Source organism: Exiguobacterium sp. N5 (assembly GCF_025842465.1).
Classification (GTDB): domain Bacteria; phylum Bacillota; class Bacilli; order Exiguobacteriales; family Exiguobacteriaceae; genus Exiguobacterium; species Exiguobacterium profundum.
In genome coordinates, this window is the sequence record NZ_JAPAEP010000001.1 from 1,457,220 (window position 1) to 1,477,024 (window position 19,805).

Sequence of the window (19,805 nt, forward strand, 5' to 3'; positions counted from 1 at the left end):
AAGTTGACGACTTTTCATTAAATATTCTGAAAAAATGTTTCCCCTTACATTGACGAGTGTCCGTCAATCCCATACGATGGTAGTAACGTACTATAGAAAAGAGGAACTGACATGTCTAACGAAACTACTTTGACACGCGCTCAGCTCGACGCGCTCTTGAAAAACGTCTTCGCCCTTCAAATCCCCGTCATCGAGAAATTCATGACGGATTTGTTTAAACAATATGTCTCCACGGCATCTACGTTCAAACAGGACATGGACACGATGAAAGCAACGGACTGGCACAAGCATTTCTTCGGTCAAAAAGTGATGCCTCACCTCTTCATCGAGAACCTCGGCTTCGGTGCATCGTTCCGTCACCAAGGTCAAGAAAAAGTCGTCAGCATTCCTGAGAACATGACAGTCGTCAAACCGGACTCAGACGCGCAAATCAAAGAGATTTTAGAGAATCTCGATCAGACGCTCGCATCAATGGACGGCGTCAAAAACAAAGGACTCGTCAAGAAGTTCTATAAAGAAACGCTCGAACTGATCTGCCAACTCGGTAGTCGTACCGGTATGATGGATGATTTCTATGACAAAGTCAAAGGCAGTTTGACAACAAGTTAATGACCATCCCCTCGCTCAAAAGACTGAGGGGATTTTTTTATGCCTCTTGTCGGACCACGGTCGGAAGCTCCATAAACTGACTCCGACTGTGGAAGACGACCCCGACCATGACGAGCGCGATCCCGGACAAAGCGATTGGCGATGGCATGACGGCATGCAGGAAGACCAGTTCCCCGATGAGCGCGAACAGGACTTCGAGCGCTTGCGTCGCTTCGACGGACGCCAGTCTTCCCATGTCATGTTTGACGAGATCGGTCGCCATGAAGAATAGCACGGTCGCGACAACCCCGGATAACAGGGCGACGAGGAATGTCTGCCCGAGCTGACTCGATGAGGGACGCCCCGTCGTCAACCCGTAACCGAACAACAGGAGCCAGACCGGGAGTGACCCGAGACACATTCCGAGGATTCGCTCGAACACGTCGAGGTCCGTGTGCTGCATCATCTTCCGGTTTCCGAGCGGGTAGGCAAATGCGGCGATGATGACCGGCACGACCCCAAGCCAAATGAACCGAGGTTCGAACGACTCGAAAAACTCCACTTGCATCATTACGACCCCAATGAGAATCAAGACCGAGAAGCGAAGTCCGCGCCATGGGATTCGCTCCCGTGTTCCGTCTGCCTTCTTGAAGAGTGGGGACAACAGTGCTCCGGCGACAATCGTCACTTGCCATGTGCCCGCAATCAGCCACGGGGGTGCGACCTCGGCTGCGAGACAAATCGGGACGTAAAATAGTCCGAACCCGACCGTCCCCCAAAGAATCCACGGACGAGGACTTTCTTTCAATGCTGAGAGGACTCGCTTGAGTCCACCACGAAATGCGACTACAACTAGCAATAACGGAATCATCCACAAAAAGCGGAGCGAGGCACTATAGGCAAAGCTGCCACCTCCGACTTGCATCACTTCGTTCAACACGAACGTGCTCGCAAAAAACAAGGCGGCGAAGACACCGAGTATGAGTGGACGCATGCGTTCCCTCCTTTCCGAATCCTGTCATGTTCTCGACATCTCGCCATTTCTCCTGCAAAAAACGGACGACCCTTGGCCATCCGTCTTTTTATTCCTTCTTGGTCATCTCCGGAGTTCGAGTGCGGCAATCCGCTCCATCCGCTCGAGAATTGGCTTCGCCTGATCGATATACGCCCTCACTTCAACAAGCGACAACGACGCCGCATGCGCCTCCTCATTTCGCCATACTTCATAGACAAATACGGTATCCGCCTCATCGAGCGACACGTGAACCCGATACGATTCACAGTCCGATGTCGCCTCCATCTCCCGCGCCGCTTCCGACAAAATTGCCACGAGTCTGTCGCGTTCCCCCGCTTTCGTGACAAGCTTTCCAATCAGTGCGTACATTTCCAATCCTCCCCTTTCTCTTGCATCGACTTCTTCCACTTACAATATGCGATTTCCTGCTTGGTCGGTTCACACGTGTAGAGGTTAAAAAAACGGACGACCCTTGGCCATCCGTTAATGAATATCGCGTTTTTGGAAGTTCCCGCCTTTGACCTCTGTCACCTCATACACGACGACGAACGCTTTCGAGTCGACATCATCGATGATGTCTTTGATTTTTCGTTCTTCGAGCCGGTTGATGACACACGTGATTTCGTAATAACTTTCTTTGGAATATGCCCCTTGAATTTGATTCAACGTGGCGCTCCGTCCGAGACGGTCCCGAATCGTCTCGACCATCTCCTGCGGTTCACTCGTGATGATTTTGAACGTTTTTGCCCCGCTCAATCCCTCTTCGACGATATGAATCACTTTCGAGGCGATGAAGTAGGCGATGGCGGACAGGACCGCTCCTTGAAGACCAAACACCGTCGAGACAACGATAAAGACGAACGTATTTAAAAATAAAATCAAATCACTCGTACCGAACGGCAATTTACGGGATAACAGGACCGCCAACATGTCGATACCGTCAAGCGCTCCCCCGTTGCGAAGCGAAATCCCCATTCCGAACCCGAGTATGATCCCACCGACCACCGTGATGAGGAGCGCATCCCCTTCGATGATAGTCGGAACATGGTGCATAATGACCGTACCGACAGACAAAGACGCAATCCCGGTGACTGAAAGGATGGCGAAGCTCTTCCCGATTTGTTTATAACCGAGATAGACAAACGGAATATTTAACACCCCGATGAAAATACCGAGCGGCAGTCCCGTCAGTTGTGACCCGACAATACTGATTCCAGTGACGCCCCCGTCCGAAACGTTATTCGGAATGAGGACCGATTCCAATCCATACGCCGCGATGAGTCCCCCGATGATGTTCATCATCATTTGAAACGCCATCAACCACGTTTTGTTTTCTCGTTTCATCCTATAGACCTCCATCCATTGTTCAACAACCTTTTTAGCCTAACATAAAATAATACCAAAATAATTTATCAAGAATCCTCTATCTATTCTGAATATTCATGTCAGATTCTCTGTCGTAAATGATTGTCGGTTCGTATCATTTGTTATACTTAAGAAAATGGAAAGGGGGCACCATGTATGCAGCGTACACCTATGCCTTCCCCGACACCGGAGGAAGTGCAGCGCTTAAGGCGGGAACATAATCCGATTAAGGCTTCTGAACTGTTTGTAAAAGTCGTCCTTTTGCTGCTCGGCTCCCTCGTCTTTGCCGTCGGCTTGGAGGCGTTCCTCGTACCGAATCAAATCATCGACGGTGGTATCGTCGGTGTCTCGATCATCGTGTCGTACTTGACGGAGACGAAACTCGCGATTTGGCTCGTCCTCTTCAACTTACCGTTCATCTACTTCGGGTATCGGCAAATCGGAAAGACGTTCGCCGTCGTCACGTTGACGGCCATCCTGCTCATGTCAGTCTTCACCATCGTCCTTCACGACATCAAGCCGTTCACAGACGACCTCCTCTTGTCGACCGTCTTCGGCGGTTTCTTACTCGGTGCCGGAATCGGGCTCGTCATCCGGGCAGGAGGGTCACTCGATGGAACGGAAATTCTTGCCGTTTCCTTCACGAACCGATTACCATTCTCCGTCGGAGAGATTGTCATGTTTTTCAATATCTTTATCCTCGGGACGGCCGGATTCGTCTTCAGTTGGGACAGGGCCATGTATTCGCTCCTCACCTATTTCATCGCATTCAAGACGATCGATGTTGTCCTAGAAGGAATTGACCAGTCGAAAGCAGCCTGGATCATCACGTCCGCACCAGACGATATCGGGCAAGCCATCATGGACCGGCTCGGTCGAGGTGTGACGTATCTTCATGGAGAAGGCGCCTACACAGGTGACGGGAAGAAAGTCGTCTTCACAGTCATCAGTCGATTAGAAGAAACGAAATTAAAAGATATTCTCGATGACTATGATGAAAAAGCGTTCCTCGCCATTGGCAACATTCACGACGTCCGCGGCGGACAATTAAAGAAGAAAAACATTCACTAAACGTGAAATCCCCTATAACCGCTGGACCATCATCGCCAACGGTTATAGGGGATTTTTACGCAAACATGACCTGATTTCGTCCATTTTGCTTCGCTTCATACAATGCTTCATCTGCTCTTTCGAACACGACCATGCTCGGCTCATGCCCTGCAATCGCTGCACCGATTGAAATAGTCATCGGAATGATTTCACCTTGAAATTCGAATGGTGTTCGCTGTACCATCTGCACGATGTTTTCTGCCACCTTCGCCATGCCTTCACTACCTTCAATGACAAGCAAAAATTCTTCGCCACCGTATCGCCCGACAAATCCAGAAGGCGGACGGCTACGTTCCAACGTTTGTCCGATATGACGAAGCGCTGCGTCTCCCGCTAAGTGCCCATATGTATCGTTCAACTGTTTAAAATGATCGACGTCGATGACGAGTAACGTCCACGGGTTACCGGACATTTCCAAATCGTTCATCTGTTCGAGCGTCCTGTAACGGTTCGGAAGTCCCGTCAACTCATCAATGGTCGCCCGGTGCGTATGTAGGAGAAACATCCATAGATGCGTCTCGAGTTTCTTTGCGGCCCAATAGCAGAGCCAGGCCCCAAAAGATAACATGAGAAAATAAGGAACAAATACATTTATAAAGACCGTCTCATTCACACTGCCGCTCACTTGAATCAAGACGAGGAGCGCACCTAACCCGATGTAGATGGCATACCCTCTCCCTCGACGAATCGGTAAGCGTGTCATGACAAGAGAAAATAAAAAGAAGACAAGTAACAGTAGTAACGAGTCTACGAACGGAGCACTCATTCCGTGCAGCGTCGTGCGTCCGATGAAGATCAGACCGAGCGTGACGATAGCTCCGAACGGTCCAGCGAACGTTGCGGATAAGGCAATCGGGATGAGACGAAGGTCGATTCGGGCATCCCCTAATTCGATGGAGTTAATGGTTAAGAGAATTGCCGTCAATCCGTTAGAGACTCCAAACCAAAAGCGTACGAATAACGGGGAGGTCGGCTGAATCGGTAAAACCGTCCGCATCACATAGAGTGTGAGCGACATGAATAAAAAGATCAGACTGATGTTGATAAAAAAACTATTAATACCTGTTTCCACCGATTCCCCTCCTTCCTTTCACGTTTCCATCCTATCCCAACCCATCGAGTGCTGTCATCCATCAATTACCGGATTCATGAAAAAAGTCGAAAGCTCACGCTTCCGACTGTTTTTGAATCATCTGCTTCATCAAGTTAGCACTGTTTCGTGCAGACTCGTTCTCTTCCTGCATCTGAATGTACACCTCATGGCGATGGATATCGATATGCCGCGGGGCATCAATCCCGAGCTTCACTTGGTCGCCTTCGATAGCGAGTACCGTGAGCGTCACATCGTCGCCGATATGGATGGCCTCACCTTGTTTTCGTTTCAATACGAGCATCAGCGCACCTCCGCTTTCGTGCCACCGAGTGGATAACGAGCTGGATACGCATCGTCTAGGATGACTTGTTTCCCGCGACGTTCCTTCGTCTCGATGACGATCGGTGCTTTCAAGTTGAGCGTCGATGAATCAAAAGGTTCACGAAGCGTCACAATAGAATAGACCGATACGTGTTCCGCCTCCTCGATTCCAAGTTGGTCTTTCGCGCCATCCGACAATTCAAACGCATAGTCCGACTTATGCCAAAACGGATTCGTCACGACGAACGCGCATGCCTGTTCCTCAATCGACTGAAGCGACCAGAACGGCAAATCTTCCCCATACGGAATCAACACGAACGTCTTTGATTCCGGGAATCCCGGAATCTCACTGACGAAGGTGATCGTCTCCGCTTCGTTTATTTCAATCTTGCCAAAGTAGTCTGTTTCAATGAACATGGATTGTCCTCACTTTCAACGCGTTTCATCATACATCCCACCGACCGGCCACATCTCGAGTGACGCCTGTTGACGGAGCGAAATGTCCGTCGTCCACGGCGTGAACGAGATGTCGGTCGGAGTGAGCGATACATCAATTTGGGGTGGTGTGATATTCCACTCGATTTTCACATCCGCCGGCGTATACGTCAACTTGACACGATCGATTGATTTTGGCATGTAGCCCATGTCAACAATCGGATATGGGTCATTCACTTTCTCAGCCGCTATCGAAGGGATTGGATTCCCGTTCTCGATTCGCATCATGCGGTCGCCGTCTCGAGCGATATTCGCCATCGCTTCTCGGGCACCTTGTTCCCCAATCCGTCCGAAATGTTTACCGAGTTCGAGCACACCCTTCAGATTGCTCTCACTTCTCGCTACTGATGAATCAACCTCAAGCTTCCCTTGTGTCGTCTGTTGCGTCATCTCGGCTCTCCCTTGTTGGATGGACAGGTCGGCCCGTCCTTGACGCATCTCAAGTACCGGTCGATTGGATGTCATCTGGATTGCGGCCTGTGTCTGCCGCATCTCAAGTCTCGCGAGATTCATCATCAATTACCGTAAGAAGTCGAGGAGCGTCGGCTGAATGATGCGGGCACCTGCAGATAACGCTGCACGGTGTACAGTTTCATGTGACTTCAGCTCCATAATGACTTTTTCTACATCGATGTCTTCATTATCAGACATGATAGTCTTGGCGATAATCTCATGATCTTGAAGACGATTGTCGACGAGCTCCAAACGGTTTGCTCGGGCACCGAGCTCCGCCCGTTCCGTGATCAAGTTTTGACCGAGTGTGTCGAGCGTATCAAGTTCTGCAGACAAATCTGCCCCGGCAGTCGTTGGATCATTAAGAAGTGTAGTTAATTTGTGAAGCCCTTCAAATAACTCCTTACCAAAAACCGTTTCCGGTTGCATGTTCACTTGTACAGTAATTCCTTTTGACACTTCAAATTCGATTTCCCCACTTGCTGCAGGTGCCGTTCCACTCTCATAAATCGAATCGACAGAACCAGCCGGATTCGCTAAATACGCTTTTAACTGTTCGACATTGATGAGAGGTTGATCTGTTTTCGTACCGTTATAAATATACTTTTCGCCTGCTTTTGAGTTCGCAAGTGAACCGATGTGTTCAATCAATTGATCGACCTCGCTCTTGATGATGGCACGTTGCGACGATTCATACGTATCGTTCGCCGCTTGCGTCGTCAACTCACGAATTCGTTTGACAGCTTCCGTGACTTCGTTCAATGTCGAGTCCGTCAAATCCATCCAACTTGTCGCTTCGCTGACGTTCCGTCGGAATTGGTCGACTTCACGCACCTCGGTCCGGTAACGAATTCCTTGCATCGCAACGACTGGATCCTCCGATGCTTTTTGAATCCGTTTCCCGCTGATGAGTTGTTCCTGGACACGAGCGAGTGTGTTGTAACTACTTGATAAATGCTTCAAGTTCGTCTGTGTGAGCATTGTCTGTGTGACACGCATCAGTCATTACCTCCCTACGACACCCATGCCGTTAATGATTTTGTCTAACATTTCATCGACAGCTGTGATATTTCGAGCCGCCGCATTATAAGCGTGTTGATATTGAATCATCATCGTCATTTCTTCATCGAGCGAGACTGCGCTGACCGATAACCGACGTTGGTCCGAACTACTTAAGAGAGCAAATGTACTCTTTGCCAAGTTCGCGTTTTGGCTAGCCTCGACTGCCATGTTTCCGATAACATTTTGATAGTACTTGCCGATCGAGGTTGAGGTCGTAACCGAACCCGCAAAGTTAAGCGCACTTTCTTTCAATTGCGCAAGTTCGAGAGCACCACTTCCATCCCCGATGTTCCCGTCCTTAGATGCTGCAATTAAATCTAAGTTCTTCATGAAATCAGGGTTCACAGTAATGGTAGCGGCGCTAGTAGTACCCACGAAAAAGTCAGTTCGACCGGCATTCCCGTCCGCGTCCATGTTTGTTCCATGCGCTACATTAAATGCTGATGCGAAGACGTTCGCCATCTCATCTAAGTCTTTGAGCATGTTGGTGAATGCCCCATCGATTGCCTCTGGACCAGTTGCACTTCCGTACATTTCAACAAGTGCTTTCCATTTTCCGTTAGGCATGTCGGCATGTGTCATCGATGTATTCGTACCTGCAGCATCGGTCATAGTCATCCCATCAAATTTCCCAACTCCGCCCGTAAGACCGTCTACGAGTTTTACTTCTGTACCACCGACGACTACACGAATATCGATTCGTCCTTCTGCAACACGTTGCGAGTTCCCACGTGTTTCGCCGTTCGTGTAATCAACAGGCACACGTTCGAACTCAATGTATTGCGACAACTCATCCATATAGCGATCGCGCTCATCATACAATTCATTTGGCAGAACACCAAGAGGCTCTGCATCACCGATTTGACGGTTGACGTCACTGATTTTCGTCAACAAATCATTGATTTTTTTCGTGACGACCCCTGCTTCGGTCTTTAAGTCATCCTGTACTTTAGTCAATGATGAAGACATATAGTTAAATGTCTGTGCCAACGTCAATGCTCGTTGCCGAACTACGCTTCGCGCACCCGTATCGTCCGGGTTGACCGACAAGTCTTGAAGTGATGCCCAGAACAAGTCGAGCGATTTAGCGAGTCCGTTCTCAGACGGTTCATTGATGATGTCTTCCATCCGACCGAACGCGGCTTCTTTCGTCGCATAGAAGGCGTTCTTCACCGACTCGTCACGATACTGTTGATCGATCATAAGATCGCGAATTCGGGCGAGCGTCTCCCCGCGTACCCCTGTCCCGAATTGTCCGGCTTTCGTCCCGCCAAAATTGACCGAGAGCTGTTCGGTCATCCCGAGTGTGAGTCGTTGGCGCGAATAGCCAGGGTTTGAGGCGTTCGCCACGTTATTCCCGGTCGCTTGAAGCGCCCATTGGTGTGTCGAGAGACTGCGGCGTGCCGTCTCTAATCCCATAAATGTTGAACCCATTCCACTTCCTCCTTAAACGTCACGGCTGAACGAGCGTGTTTCGAACGCTTGTTGTCCGTATGTAAAATCATCTGCTTCCGGCATGAGCATATCCAGATGCCAATTAATATAATGAAGGGATTGTTCGAGTAGCGTCGCGTTCAATTCGTTCTGTCGCTTTAACTCGAACAAGACCGGTCTCAATTCCTCTATCTCTTCATCGTCCAATTCATACGTCCCTTGAAGTCGTTCCGCTTCTTTTTGTGAAATTTGTCGGACGAGTTTCGCTTCTTCTTTGACGAGCGTGCTAAATGCCACCATGTCATTTTGAATGAGTTGCTGTTCTTTTGCGTAAGCCAATTCGAGTAATCGTTTATGTAATGTGAGCATGAGTCTCTCCTTTTTCAAAAAAAGAGCCGACTAAAGAAAGGGGTACCCCTTATTTAGTCAGCTTCCGTGCCGTGTTATTCAGTGCGAAGGCCTCAAACGGACCTCGCTTCCATTCATCCTTGTAGAAAGCGTTTAGCGATTTCGCGCGCGTCCCGTGAATATGTGCCTGCATCAATCTCCGCTTTTAAAGCGTCGATTTTAGCGAGACGTTCCGGATGTTTCACCGGTTCTTCAAACCGGGCGCGAGCTTCCGCCGAAATTGACAATTGGTCCGTTTGGCTTGATTGCGCGGGCTTCGGCTCGACTTGCGTTTTCTTTTCATAAGTGTTTGGTAAGTGTACCCACTTGGCTGAATCGATGCGCATGCGTCTTCCCCCTCTTCATGATGTTAATCCAAACGATAAGCGCGGATACTCGACTTTTTCGCCAAGCCCTCCTGCATCTCCTGTAGACTGGACAGTTCCTTCTGCATTTCTCTCTGGCAGTTCGAACAGATTTTCCCTTCATTCGTAGGCCGACCACAACGGACGCAGCTGATGGCAAGCGCCGGATTGTCTTTGATGATCAAGCGTCCTTCATGGATATATCGCGTGATATCAAGTTCAGAGACACCTGTCGCTTCGACGAGGGCTCCGATGGTCGTCTGTTTGTTGGCTGGTTCACGAATGAAATCGCGGACTTTCAAGAAGTTTTTATAATCGACTTCATTACATGATGGACAGTACGGTGAACGTCCCTGTTTCATAAACAAGCGCCCACACATTTGGCAAGTTGCTGCATCCATTGGTTTCACCTCTGCCCTTTATATCGGACGCGATTTTGATTTGTTTAGCGCCCGAAACAAGCAAATCGCAGAAACTTCTGATGCACCTGCCAGTCGCAACGAAAATGCCGCCTGATGAAGGGTCGTTCCCGTCGTATAGACGTCGTCTACAAGAATGATTTTCCCATATTTCACTGAAGTTGGTACAGTGAAAGGGTTCGTTCGGTGTCGTCTTCCTTCTTTCCCGAGTTCACGTTGACTTGAAACCTCCGTTTTTTCGAGAATCTGCCGCGTCGGACCGATATATCGCGCGAGCACCTCGGCCTGATTGAAACGACGTGTCTGAAGTCGCTCCTTACTCAACGGAATCGGAACATAGGTCACGCCAGATGAACGCAATGCCCGAAGCGCTGGGGCGACCGATGAGGCAATGACGACATCCCCGCTGAATTTATATCGATGTAGCCAGTCAATTCCTGCATCATCGTACGCGTACAGGCAGCGGACGGTCAAGTCGAGACCGAGTGCGAGCCAGCGGATGCAGTCCGGACACGTCTCACCGGTCTCATTTGGTTGACCGCAGCGTGGGCAACCTGTCCCGAGCGGCGTCAGTTTCGACTCGCAAGAGGGACACACCCAGTCCCGTCGCCATAACGTGTCAGGTGTCCACGGGACGGTCATCGACTCATGACAAAGAAGACATTTCATCGCCGATTCGCCTCCTTGATCTTGCGGATGGCAACATCTTGACGGAACGTCCGCTCCTTGTAAAAGAAACAGACCTCTCCTGTCGGCGCATCCGGTTTTCGCCCCGCCCGACCTGCCATCTGAATGAGTCCTCGTGTCGAGAAGAGCCGATGTTCGCTCTCGAGTACCCCGACCTGTACATCCCGAACCGTCATTCCCCGCTCCCAGATGGAGGTCGCAAGGACGATCCCTTTCGTTTCTTGAAGCCAATGGAGTGTATCCAACCGTTCTTCCGTGTCAGCAGAAACGGTTTGACACGTGATACCTGCCTCTTGTAACCGACTTTCATATCGCTCCAAATCAGGCTTCGTCGGCACAAACAAGAGACGGGGTTTCAAGGCGTGACGTCGACAGAAGTCTAGGAGTCGTTCGTCGGACTGTTTGACAAGTGTCGGGACCGGCAAATCGAATCCGTGATAGCGCCGCGACAGATGAACCTTCGGAAGTAATTGTTGCCAAACGGTCGGGGTCGCCGTGATAAATAAGAAGACATTTCTCCCGGCCCGACGGATTGTATTCCAAAGTGCCACATCAAAGGCAAACGGAAAGGCATCGGACTCATCGACGAGCACATAATCGAACACGTCACGTAAATTCATGAGTAACGGTGCGGTCGCCACCGTGATCATCCCAATGGAGTCTTTTTCTCCCCCTCCATATCGTTTAGTGACAGGGACTGTGAACGCCTGTTCTAATCGTTCGACCCATTCGATGGCGACATCTTTCCTCGGAGAGACAACCAACACTCGCTTCCCTTCATTGACGACACGCTCAATCACAGGAAACGTCATCTCGGTCTTCCCAGCGCCACACACCGCATGCACAAGTCCCGTCCTCCGTTCGTCCCACCACGTGAGCAGTTGGTTCGCGACCCGCTTTTGGTCTGGGACGAGCTCGAATGGCATCGTCAATTCGGTCGTCTCGGTTGGAGTTGTGATGTCCCGTTCCTGTAGAAAATCACATCGGCAGACACGCCCGAGGTACAAACAATTTCGGCAATAGGCACAGCGTCCATGATGACAAGTGAACGTCCGGACGTGCGTGCTGAGACAGCGTTGGCAGACGCCGAAGCGGATGGCTCGTTTTCCTTTCGGTGCGACAATAAGTTCTCCCATAACCTGACTCCTTTTTGTCATCACGCTACCAAAATACCTATGTAAATACGATTCAACTTATCTAAAACAACATAGGTCTACTACACAAATAGGACCCGACGAAAAAGTCGGGTCCCATCTGTTAAATCTGTTTATAGAACATGATCGCCTCATATGGACGAAGAGACAACGACATTCCGTCGAGCTCAGGCACGTCGTAGTTGTGACTGACGACGTTCACCCGCTCGAATCCTTCTGGAATCGTGTACGTCGTTTCAATTCCATAGAAGTTGGCGACGACGAGTAGCTCCTCTCGGTCCGTCTTCCGTGTATATGCCCAAACGTCTAGCGAATCAGGAGTAAGAAGCGTGTAGTCTCCGTCCGTCAAAACGTCAAGTTCTTTTCGTAATGCAATCAAGTGTTTGTAGTGGTAGAACACTGAGTTCGGATCACGAAGCGCCGTTTCAACGTTCACGTCCTCATAGTTCGGCGCCACGTTGATCCACGGTGTGCCGCTCGTGAAGCCGGCATGTGTCGTTGCATCCCACTGCATCGGTGTTCGCGAGTTGTCGCGTGACTTCTGTTTGATGGCGGCCATCATGTCATCATGCGACACACCCTCTTCCCGCTTCAACTTGTAGATGTTGAGCGTTTCGATATCCCGATATTCATCGAGCGAGTCGAAGCCGGGGTTCGTCATCCCGATTTCTTCCCCTTGATAGATGTACGGCGTCCCTTGAAGGCCGTGGAGCACTGTCGCAAGCATCTTCGCGCTCTCTACGCGATGGTTCGTGTCGTTCCCAAAACGGCTGACGACACGTGGTTGGTCATGGTTGCACCAGAAGATGGCGTTCCATCCTTTTCCGTGCATCCCACGTTGCCACGTCGACATGATGTCTTTTAATTGAATGAAATCGAACGGCGCCGCGACGAATTTCTCGCCGTTCGGATAGTCGACTTTCAAGTGGTGGAAGCTGAACGTCATGCTGAGCTCGTTCTCGTTCGGGTTTGAATAGCGTACGCAGTGATCGAGCGTCGTCGAAGACATCTCCCCGACCGTGATGACGTCATGCCCATCAAATACTTCTCGGTTCATTTCTTTTAAATATTCGTGGATGCGTGGACCGTCCGTATAGAACTTGCGACCGTCCGATGCGTCTTCTGGGAAGTTCTGTTCTTTTGAAATGAGGTTGATGACGTCGAGACGGAATCCTTTGATTCCTTTTTTACGCCAGAACCGCATCATCTCGTAGACGTCCTCGCGCATCTGTTCATTCTCCCAGTTCAGGTCAGCTTGTGTCACGTCGAACAAGTGGAGATAATATTGTCCGCTCTTCTCATCATATTCCCACGCATTCCCACCGAACTTCGATTCCCAGTTCGTCGGTTCGTCGCGCCAGATGTAGTAGTCACGGTACCGCTCGTCTCCCGCCAATGATTTTTGGAACCATTCGTGCTCGGTCGAAGAGTGGTTGACGACGATGTCCATCATGAGGCCGATGCCCCGCGCCTCTGCTTCACGGATCAATTCGTCGAGGTCCTCCATCGTTCCGTAAGACGGGTCGATGGCATAATAATCACTCACGTCATAGCCATTATCGTGTTGAGGTGACTGATAGACAGGTGTCATCCAAATGTATTCGATGCCGAGTTCTGCCAAGTAATCCAGCTTCGCCGTCACCCCTTTAATCGATCCGGTCGCGTTCCCTTCCGGACTGTAAAAACTTTTCGGGTAAATTTGATAGACGACTGATTTGCGCCAATTTTTCTGTGTCATCAACGACATCTCCTTTTTGTAAGAGTTTTCATTTCAATAGGAAAGAGGAAAGAACTGCCGTCCCTCCCTCCCGAGTCATTACTTATGCGACTTTGTTTTCTTCAAGTTCACCTTTCTTCATGTAACGCTTCGACAAGATGAAAGTGAGCGCGAACGGAACGATGATCGCGATGACCATGCCCACGATGAAGAGAAGGATCTTATCTGTGAAGATTGAGAGGAATCCAGGGAGTCCTCCGACACCGATGGCGATTGCTTGCACATCGTTCAATGTGATAAAGATAGCAGCGATTGCCGACCCGATCATAGCTGAGTAGAACGGGAATTTATTTGGTAAGTTGACCCCGAACATGGCCGGCTCTGTGATTCCGAAATAAGCCGAGATGGCTGAAGTCGATGCCATGCTCTTTTGTTTCGCGTTGTGCTTGTAGACGAAGAACATCGCGAGTGCGGCCGAACCTTGAGCAATGTTTGAGAGTGCGATCATCGGCCAGATGAACGTACCGCCTGTATCTGCGATCAACTGAAGGTCGATGGCGATGAACAAGTGGTGCATCCCGGTGACGACGAGCGGTGCGTAGAACAATCCGAAAAGGAGTGCCCCGACGACCGGTACGGCTTCGAACGTGTTGACGAGTCCTGTCGCGATCACGTTCCCGATTCCACGAGTGACCGGTCCAACGATTGCGAGTGCGAGGAATCCTGTGACAACGATTGTTGTGATTGGAACGACCAAGAGTTGGATGGCGTTCGGTACACGTTTTTTCAAGAACATCTCGATTTGGCTCAAGATATAGGCAGCGGCGAGTACCGGCAAGATTTGACCTTGGTAGCCAACTTTCTCGATTTCGAAGAGTCCGAGGATATCAAACGTCGGGACATCTCCTTCAAGTGCTGCCGTTCCGTAGCCCCATGCATTCAAGAGGTCCGGGTGAACGAGCAAGAGACCCATGACGATCCCGAGTACTTCGCTCCCACCGAATCGTTTCGTCGCCGACCAACCGACGAGTGCAGGTAAGAACACGAATGACGTATTCGCCATCATGTTGATGAGATCCCAAAGTCCTTGTAGGTTCGGATACGCCTCGATGAGCGTCTGTCCTTCGATGAAGAGACCTTCCGATGCAAGTAAGTTGTTGATCCCCATAAGGAGACCGGCTACGATGATGGCTGGAATGATTGGCATAAAGACGTCAGAGAAGACTTTGACGAGTTTTTGAAGCGGATTCATTTTTTTGCCGCCCGCAGATTTGACCTCGGCGACCGTCGCCGCCTCAAGTCCAGCGAGCTTGATGAACTCGGCATAGACGCGATCGACATCACCGGCTCCGATGACGATTTGATACACGCCGGAGTTCTCGAACGCCCCTTTGACGAGGTCGATTTCTTTCACGCGTTCCTCATCGACTTTTGATTGATCCTTGAGGGAGAGACGTAGACGCGTCACACAGTGCGCGGCCTTGTCCACGTTGTCTTTGCCCCCGATCGCTTCTAAGATCTCAGCGGCAATTTGACGATAATCTGCCTTCATGTTGAATGTCCTCCTTTGTTTGAAAACTGTAAATGAAAACGGTTACTTATGAGTACAAACAAAGTATAACTTATCTATATAAGTTAAGTCAACAACTTATATATACAAGTTAAACATGAAAGTTTTGCGTCGTGATTTACTGTTAAAATTCCCCTATTTTGACTTAGGACAAACAAAAAACCCCTTCCTGTACGAAAGAGGTTTACCTACGGGCGACGTCGCTAAACTGGAACTTGTCCAATCGGTGACGCGACTCCGTATATTCAAATTGTTGTCCTTCATATAAGAACGTATCGTTCGTGATGACGATGACATATTCATAGTCATGCAAGTCGAGCCGTTTCCGGTCAAGTTCCGTCACGTCTTCAGCTGCAATCTTCCGTTTGGCATAGCTGATTTGTAGCCCAAGCTCATCTTCGATATATCCATAAATCGATCGAGCCGCAATCTCTTCTGTCAGACCGGGGACGAGATCTTTGACGAAATAGTTGATATCTAAAATAACGTTCTCCCCGTCAAAGTTTCGAACCCGTTCGATGCGAAACACATGCGTCCCTGGCGCTAAGTTCATCCGTTCGGCGAGCCATGTCGGGGCCTCTATCTCTTCGAACGAAGCGACGTGGGTCTGAATGGAACGACCGAGCATGCTCGCGTAGACCTCTGAAAAACTGACGATGCCATTGAATTGAAACTCGATCTGGTCACGTTTCAACACGAACACGCCTTTTCCATGATGCTTCCGGACATACCCGTTCTCCTGTAAAAGATCGAGCGCTTTCCGGACCGTCCCCCGGCTGGCCTCGAACTGATGCATCAACTCGGTTTCAGACGGAAGCTTTGAGTCAGCGGGTCTCGTGCCATTTCGCATCTCTTCTGCCAGACGCTCAAAGATTTGGCGATATTTCGCCATTTCATTCCCTCCTCCATTGAAAAAGACGACCTTAGACGGTCGTCTCTCTTACCATTCGCGACGATACCATGTGATGCCGATTGCACCAGGTCCGAGATGCGTTCCGATGACGGGACCGAAATGGCTTCCCGAGATATGTGCTTTCGGGAACTTCTGCTTCATCGAAGCGATTTCTTCCGCCTGACGCTCCGGGCAGTTGGCGTGAATGATACCAATGCAGTACCCTTCCCCATCTCCGACAATCGATTCGTCCATCATCTCTTCGATTCGGCGTACGGCCTTCTTGTATGTCCGAATCTTCTCGAACGGGACGATCAATTTATCTTGGAAATGAAGGACCGGTTTGATTTGCAAGAACGATCCGACGAGCGCTTGCGCCGCACTCAATCGTCCGCCGCGTTGTAAATGGTCGAGGTCATCGACGACGAAGTACGCGCGAATCGAATCACGGACCGCTTCAAGTCGGGCGATGATTTCTTCTGGTGTCGCCCCGTTGTCACGGAGGTGAAGAGCCTCTTCGACAAGAAACGCTTGCGGCATACACGAAATCTCTGAGTCAAACGCATGAACCGTCACATCGACCATGTTATTTAGCGCGACCATCGATTGGTACGTTCCGCTAATCCCACTCGAGAGCGTGATTGCAATCACGTCTGTCACATCGTCCGGCAAGCTCTCAATCAATTCAACCGTCTCACCGATGACCGGTTGCGACGTCGTCGGCAGGTTCCCTGCCTCGATACGCTCGTAAAACGCCTCGGTCGACATATCAATCGACTCGCGGTACGACGCACCATCGAAGATGACACTGAGTGGTGCGACATGGACGTGATGTCGCGCCAAAAAATCATCCGACAGATAGGCGGTACTGTCGGTTAAAATCGCAATGTTTCCCATACTATATCCTCACTTTACGTCGTTTCATTTTTCCAATTATGTTAGGATTCCATTCCATATTGTAACACAAAAACGAGGTAAAGCATCGGTGACGCTCAAATCTCGACCCAACCCCGGCGAATCGCATCCACGACGGCTTGCGTCCGGTCGTTCACGTCCATTTTACGAAGTACGGAGGAGACGTGGTTTTTGACCGTCTTCTCACTGATAAACAGCATGTCACTGATGTCTCGGTTTGAGCGACCGTCGGCGAGAAGGTGCAACACCTCGACCTCACGGCGCGACAATAATTGATAGACCGGGTCATCTGTACGGCTCTCGACGCCACGTCCCGCCTGTTCCCCTTTGAATTGTAAGAGACGGCGGTAATCCTTCAGTACGTTCGTTGTCACTTTCGGATGAAGATACGCCCCATCCTTTGCGACGGCACGGACTGCCGAGATCAATTCTGTCGATGCGACTTCTTTTAATAAGAAACCTGATGCCCCCGCTTCAAGCGCATGTGTGATATACGACTCATCATCATGGATTGACAGAATGAGGACACGTGTCTCTGGTGAAAGAAGTGACAGTTGCTTCGTCGCCTCGATTCCGTTCATGTCCGGCATGTTGATATCCATAATTAGAATTTCCGGTTTTTGCTCGCCAGCGATGCGGATTGCTTCGCGTCCCGTACGCCCTTCGGCGACAACTTTAAATTCATCCTCCAAATCAAAAATCCGCTTCAATCCCTCGCGGAACAGTTCGTGATCATCCACGATCGCAATGCGTGTCTGTGTCATTTCCATGTATGTCTTCCCCCTTGTTCTCTCACGGAATCGGAATCGACATCCGGACGACTGTCCCTTTGCCGACTTCCGAGTCGATGGTGATGCTTCCGTTCACCAATTCAATTCGTTCGCGCATTCCGACAATCCCAAACGACTCTTCGCCAATTGCGCTCGGTTCAAACCCGATGCCATAGTCGCGGACGTGGATGTGAATCACGTCGCTCGCTTGCTCGACATTGACGATGATTTCGGCTGTTTTTGCATGTTTGATCGCATTTTGTACCGATTCTTGAACGAGACGGAACACGTTAATCTCCAGCTTCTCCGGTAATCGCGCACGCGACCCTCGATAGTTGAGACGTGTCTTAATTGCCGTATACTCCTCCGTTTGATGGAGATAGCGCTCGAGCGTCGGCAAAAAGCCTAAATCATCAAGCGACATCGGACGTAAATCATAAATCAAACGACGGACGTCGACGAGCGCCCCACGAATTAGTTTTTTCAATTCATGTAATTCGGCAAATGCCTCATCTTTTCCTCGTTTATCAAATGTCTTTTCAATCAGGTCGGCCCGTATCAGAATATGAGCAAGCGATTGCGCTGGACCATCGTGCATCTCGCGGGCGAGATGGCGCCGTTCGCGCTCAGCCGCTTCGAATACGCCGATGGCCATCTCTTGTTTTTTCATCATGTCCGAATACTCTTGCTGTAAGTCATCCCGTAAGAAGTTCAAGACGACACTCACGCGACCAATCAACTTTTCGGCACGTTCGATCGTGTCCTCTAAGATGAGCAGACGACGCTCTAAGTCGTTCCGGCGTTGCTGTGCCGCCATCTCTTCTTTTTGGACAAGAAAACGTTCGAGTTGCATTTGATTCGCCCGTTCGTAGGCTTCGCGAATTTCTTGTTCACTATGTATATGAAACTTTTTACTGACTTGAACGAGCTTGGCCTTTGCAGCTTTCACGAGTCGGTCGAGTCGATCGGACTCCTCGATGTAGAACTCGATTTTATCCGTCAATTCTTTTAACTCGTTTTGAATTGCTGAATATTCAGTTGCAGAACTTTCGGTTATACGGACAATCTCCTCTTTACTTTCCGTCACCGTTTCAATCATATTTGTTATGATATGTTCTAAAGCTGTCCGATCGGTAATATGATTCACGATGCCATCCCCTAATAGTTCGGTAGTTAATCCTCATCTATTCTTATATATCGTCCCACTCTAAACAGGTTTACAGCGGACATGAGAGATTTTCTATAATTCCATTCGCTATAAATAGCGTATGTGCCTACTTGAATTCTAAAAAAAATATTTAAAAATAGAAAGGAGAATTTTCAGAAATGTCTATTGAGTCAAATTATACTATAAAACAAAGTGGAACATACGAAGTCGTTATCCAAAAATCAAAATTTATTGCTCATTTCAAACGTGTCGAAACAGAGGAAGAGGCGCAGGCGTTTATCCAAGCCACCAAGAAAGAGCATTGGAATGCAAACCATAACTGTTCCGCCTATATCATCGGGGAACGGAACGAGCACCAAAAAGCGAACGACGACGGTGAGCCGAGCGGTACGGCCGGCATGCCGATGCTCGAGGTGTTACGCAAACGCCACTTGAAAGATACGGTCGTCGTCGTGACACGTTATTTCGGTGGAATCAAGCTCGGTGGCGGCGGACTTATTCGTGCCTACGGTGGAACTGTAAGCGAAGGACTTGATGCAATCGGCATCGTCGAACGCCTACCGATGCAACAATTGACACTCACCGTCGACTATACATGGATTGGGAAAGTCGAAAACGAGTTGAGACAGTCTAGCTATCTGCTCGATGACATCATCTACGCGGACCTCGTCACGTTTCATGTCTCGGTACCCGTGGAAGAGACAGAGGAGGCGCTCGCTTGGCTGACAGACATGACGAACGGTCAAGGTCAGCTTCAAACTCATGGGATCCGCATCATCGAACGTGATTTCAAACGCTGAAACGCCTATACTAAAAGAAACGACT

General features: G+C 49.7%; 23 protein-coding genes. 3 read left to right on the plus strand and 20 right to left on the minus strand.

The window, feature by feature from the left end; all coding sequences use genetic code 11:
* The first annotated feature begins 111 nt into the window (after positions 1-111).
* Positions 112-609 carry a hypothetical protein gene (locus OKS35_RS07595; RefSeq protein WP_031422805.1) on the plus strand — a complete coding sequence of 166 codons (498 nt, stop codon included), beginning with the start codon at positions 112-114 and terminating at the stop codon, positions 607-609.
* A gap of 37 nt (positions 610-646) precedes the next feature.
* Here the strand turns inward: OKS35_RS07595 and OKS35_RS07600 are convergent, their stop codons facing one another.
* The 3 genes from OKS35_RS07600 to OKS35_RS07610 form a co-directional block, all read right to left on the minus strand.
* Entirely contained in the window at positions 647-1,582 is a 936-nt protein-coding gene (locus OKS35_RS07600) for a multidrug resistance efflux transporter family protein (RefSeq protein WP_214781744.1), read from the minus strand.
* A 102-nt stretch (positions 1,583-1,684) separates the two neighbouring features.
* The gene (locus OKS35_RS07605; protein WP_264092786.1) at positions 1,685-1,972 is read right to left on the minus strand and encodes a putative quinol monooxygenase; all 288 of its coding nucleotides are present in this window, start codon (positions 1,970-1,972) and stop codon (positions 1,685-1,687) included.
* A gap of 114 nt (positions 1,973-2,086) precedes the next feature.
* The gene (locus tag OKS35_RS07610; protein WP_214690629.1) at positions 2,087-2,947 is read right to left on the minus strand and encodes a YitT family protein; all 861 of its coding nucleotides are present in this window, start codon (positions 2,945-2,947) and stop codon (positions 2,087-2,089) included.
* A gap of 177 nt (positions 2,948-3,124) precedes the next feature.
* On the opposite strand from OKS35_RS07610, the gene OKS35_RS07615 reads away from it, so the two are divergent.
* Positions 3,125-4,039, plus strand: a complete 915-nt coding sequence (locus OKS35_RS07615; protein ID WP_214781748.1) for a YitT family protein — start codon at positions 3,125-3,127, stop codon at positions 4,037-4,039.
* Positions 4,040-4,094: 55 nt separating this feature from the next.
* On the opposite strand, the gene OKS35_RS07620 is transcribed toward OKS35_RS07615, so the two are convergent.
* From OKS35_RS07620 to OKS35_RS07700, 17 genes are all read right to left on the minus strand, one after another.
* Entirely contained in the window at positions 4,095-5,150 is a 1,056-nt protein-coding gene (locus tag OKS35_RS07620; protein WP_264092787.1) for a GGDEF domain-containing protein, read from the minus strand.
* Positions 5,151-5,244: 94 nt separating this feature from the next.
* Positions 5,245-5,472, minus strand: a complete 228-nt coding sequence (gene csrA, locus OKS35_RS07625; protein ID WP_012726976.1) for a carbon storage regulator CsrA — start codon at positions 5,470-5,472, stop codon at positions 5,245-5,247.
* On the minus strand, positions 5,472-5,909 hold the full coding sequence (fliW, locus tag OKS35_RS07630; protein ID WP_074036208.1) for a flagellar assembly protein FliW: 438 nt from the start codon (positions 5,907-5,909) through the stop codon (positions 5,472-5,474). Before fliW ends, csrA begins: the two co-directional genes overlap by 1 nt.
* Positions 5,910-5,924: 15 nt before the next feature.
* Positions 5,925-6,479 carry a DUF6470 family protein gene (locus OKS35_RS07635; protein WP_230872833.1) on the minus strand — a complete coding sequence of 185 codons (555 nt, stop codon included), beginning with the start codon at positions 6,477-6,479 and terminating at the stop codon, positions 5,925-5,927.
* A gap of 27 nt (positions 6,480-6,506) precedes the next feature.
* Positions 6,507-7,439, minus strand: a complete 933-nt coding sequence (gene flgL, locus OKS35_RS07640) for a flagellar hook-associated protein FlgL (RefSeq protein WP_214690627.1) — start codon at positions 7,437-7,439, stop codon at positions 6,507-6,509.
* Between the two features lie 6 nt (positions 7,440-7,445).
* Complete coding sequence (gene flgK / locus OKS35_RS07645; RefSeq protein WP_196431022.1) at positions 7,446-8,936, minus strand: flagellar hook-associated protein FlgK; 1,491 nt, start codon at positions 8,934-8,936, stop codon at positions 7,446-7,448.
* Between the two features lie 12 nt (positions 8,937-8,948).
* Positions 8,949-9,305: a flagellar protein FlgN gene (locus tag OKS35_RS07650; protein ID WP_264092788.1), complete on the minus strand. Its 357-nt coding sequence runs from the start codon at positions 9,303-9,305 to the stop codon at positions 8,949-8,951.
* 113 nt (positions 9,306-9,418) lie between these two features.
* Positions 9,419-9,670: a flagellar biosynthesis anti-sigma factor FlgM gene (locus tag OKS35_RS07655; RefSeq protein ID WP_214781758.1), complete on the minus strand. Its 252-nt coding sequence runs from the start codon at positions 9,668-9,670 to the stop codon at positions 9,419-9,421.
* Between the two features lie 23 nt (positions 9,671-9,693).
* Positions 9,694-10,050: a flagellar protein gene (locus OKS35_RS07660; protein ID WP_236548937.1), complete on the minus strand. Its 357-nt coding sequence runs from the start codon at positions 10,048-10,050 to the stop codon at positions 9,694-9,696.
* 57 nt (positions 10,051-10,107) lie between these two features.
* On the minus strand, positions 10,108-10,776 hold the full coding sequence (locus tag OKS35_RS07665) for a ComF family protein (RefSeq protein WP_264092789.1): 669 nt from the start codon (positions 10,774-10,776) through the stop codon (positions 10,108-10,110).
* Positions 10,773-11,930 carry a DEAD/DEAH box helicase family protein gene (locus tag OKS35_RS07670; RefSeq protein WP_264092790.1) on the minus strand — a complete coding sequence of 386 codons (1,158 nt, stop codon included), beginning with the start codon at positions 11,928-11,930 and terminating at the stop codon, positions 10,773-10,775. The genes OKS35_RS07665 and OKS35_RS07670 overlap by 4 nt, the downstream gene beginning before the upstream one ends.
* Before the next feature lie 121 nt (positions 11,931-12,051).
* Complete coding sequence (treC, locus tag OKS35_RS07675) at positions 12,052-13,686, minus strand: alpha,alpha-phosphotrehalase (RefSeq protein ID WP_264092791.1); 1,635 nt, start codon at positions 13,684-13,686, stop codon at positions 12,052-12,054.
* Positions 13,687-13,768: 82 nt separating this feature from the next.
* Positions 13,769-15,217 carry a PTS system trehalose-specific EIIBC component gene (gene treP / locus OKS35_RS07680; RefSeq protein ID WP_264092792.1) on the minus strand — a complete coding sequence of 483 codons (1,449 nt, stop codon included), beginning with the start codon at positions 15,215-15,217 and terminating at the stop codon, positions 13,769-13,771.
* A 202-nt stretch (positions 15,218-15,419) separates the two neighbouring features.
* On the minus strand, positions 15,420-16,127 hold the full coding sequence (gene treR, locus OKS35_RS07685; protein WP_159562677.1) for a trehalose operon repressor: 708 nt from the start codon (positions 16,125-16,127) through the stop codon (positions 15,420-15,422).
* Between the two features lie 48 nt (positions 16,128-16,175).
* The gene (locus OKS35_RS07690; protein WP_264092793.1) at positions 16,176-17,024 is read right to left on the minus strand and encodes a DegV family protein; all 849 of its coding nucleotides are present in this window, start codon (positions 17,022-17,024) and stop codon (positions 16,176-16,178) included.
* A gap of 95 nt (positions 17,025-17,119) precedes the next feature.
* Entirely contained in the window at positions 17,120-17,812 is a 693-nt protein-coding gene (locus OKS35_RS07695; protein WP_159562679.1) for a response regulator transcription factor, read from the minus strand.
* Positions 17,813-17,834: 22 nt separating this feature from the next.
* The gene (locus OKS35_RS07700; protein WP_196431028.1) at positions 17,835-18,959 is read right to left on the minus strand and encodes a sensor histidine kinase; all 1,125 of its coding nucleotides are present in this window, start codon (positions 18,957-18,959) and stop codon (positions 17,835-17,837) included.
* 179 nt (positions 18,960-19,138) lie between these two features.
* On the opposite strand from OKS35_RS07700, the gene OKS35_RS07705 reads away from it, so the two are divergent.
* Positions 19,139-19,780, plus strand: coding sequence for a YigZ family protein (locus tag OKS35_RS07705; RefSeq protein WP_215243749.1), 642 nt, complete (start codon positions 19,139-19,141; stop codon positions 19,778-19,780).
* Positions 19,781-19,805 lie beyond the last annotated feature (25 nt).

Bases quoted from the DNA above. Each gene is read 5' to 3' on its own strand.
- OKS35_RS07595 (WP_031422805.1), top strand. From the start codon at position 112: ATGTCTAACGAAACTACTTTGACACGCGCTCAGCTCGACGCGCTCTTG.
- OKS35_RS07600 (WP_214781744.1), bottom strand. From the start codon at position 1,582: ATGCGTCCACTCATACTCGGTGTCTTCGCCGCCTTGTTTTTTGCGAGC.
- OKS35_RS07605 (WP_264092786.1), bottom strand. From the start codon at position 1,972: ATGTACGCACTGATTGGAAAGCTTGTCACGAAAGCGGGGGAACGCGAC.
- OKS35_RS07610 (WP_214690629.1), bottom strand. From the start codon at position 2,947: ATGAAACGAGAAAACAAAACGTGGTTGATGGCGTTTCAAATGATGATG.
- OKS35_RS07615 (WP_214781748.1), top strand. From the start codon at position 3,125: ATGCAGCGTACACCTATGCCTTCCCCGACACCGGAGGAAGTGCAGCGC.
- csrA (WP_012726976.1), bottom strand. From the start codon at position 5,472: ATGCTCGTATTGAAACGAAAACAAGGTGAGGCCATCCATATCGGCGAC.
- fliW (WP_074036208.1), bottom strand. From the start codon at position 5,909: ATGTTCATTGAAACAGACTACTTTGGCAAGATTGAAATAAACGAAGCG.
- OKS35_RS07635 (WP_230872833.1), bottom strand. From the start codon at position 6,479: ATGCGGCAGACACAGGCCGCAATCCAGATGACATCCAATCGACCGGTA.
- flgL (WP_214690627.1), bottom strand. From the start codon at position 7,439: ATGCGTGTCACACAGACAATGCTCACACAGACGAACTTGAAGCATTTA.
- flgK (WP_196431022.1), bottom strand. From the start codon at position 8,936: ATGGGTTCAACATTTATGGGATTAGAGACGGCACGCCGCAGTCTCTCG.
- OKS35_RS07650 (WP_264092788.1), bottom strand. From the start codon at position 9,305: ATGCTCACATTACATAAACGATTACTCGAATTGGCTTACGCAAAAGAA.
- OKS35_RS07655 (WP_214781758.1), bottom strand. From the start codon at position 9,670: ATGCGCATCGATTCAGCCAAGTGGGTACACTTACCAAACACTTATGAA.
- OKS35_RS07660 (WP_236548937.1), bottom strand. From the start codon at position 10,050: ATGAAACAGGGACGTTCACCGTACTGTCCATCATGTAATGAAGTCGAT.
- OKS35_RS07665 (WP_264092789.1), bottom strand. From the start codon at position 10,776: ATGAAATGTCTTCTTTGTCATGAGTCGATGACCGTCCCGTGGACACCT.
- OKS35_RS07670 (WP_264092790.1), bottom strand. From the start codon at position 11,930: ATGGGAGAACTTATTGTCGCACCGAAAGGAAAACGAGCCATCCGCTTC.
- treC (WP_264092791.1), bottom strand. From the start codon at position 13,686: ATGACACAGAAAAATTGGCGCAAATCAGTCGTCTATCAAATTTACCCG.
- treP (WP_264092792.1), bottom strand. From the start codon at position 15,217: ATGAAGGCAGATTATCGTCAAATTGCCGCTGAGATCTTAGAAGCGATC.
- treR (WP_159562677.1), bottom strand. From the start codon at position 16,127: ATGGCGAAATATCGCCAAATCTTTGAGCGTCTGGCAGAAGAGATGCGA.
- OKS35_RS07690 (WP_264092793.1), bottom strand. From the start codon at position 17,024: ATGGGAAACATTGCGATTTTAACCGACAGTACCGCCTATCTGTCGGAT.
- OKS35_RS07695 (WP_159562679.1), bottom strand. From the start codon at position 17,812: ATGGAAATGACACAGACACGCATTGCGATCGTGGATGATCACGAACTG.
- OKS35_RS07705 (WP_215243749.1), top strand. From the start codon at position 19,139: ATGTCTATTGAGTCAAATTATACTATAAAACAAAGTGGAACATACGAA.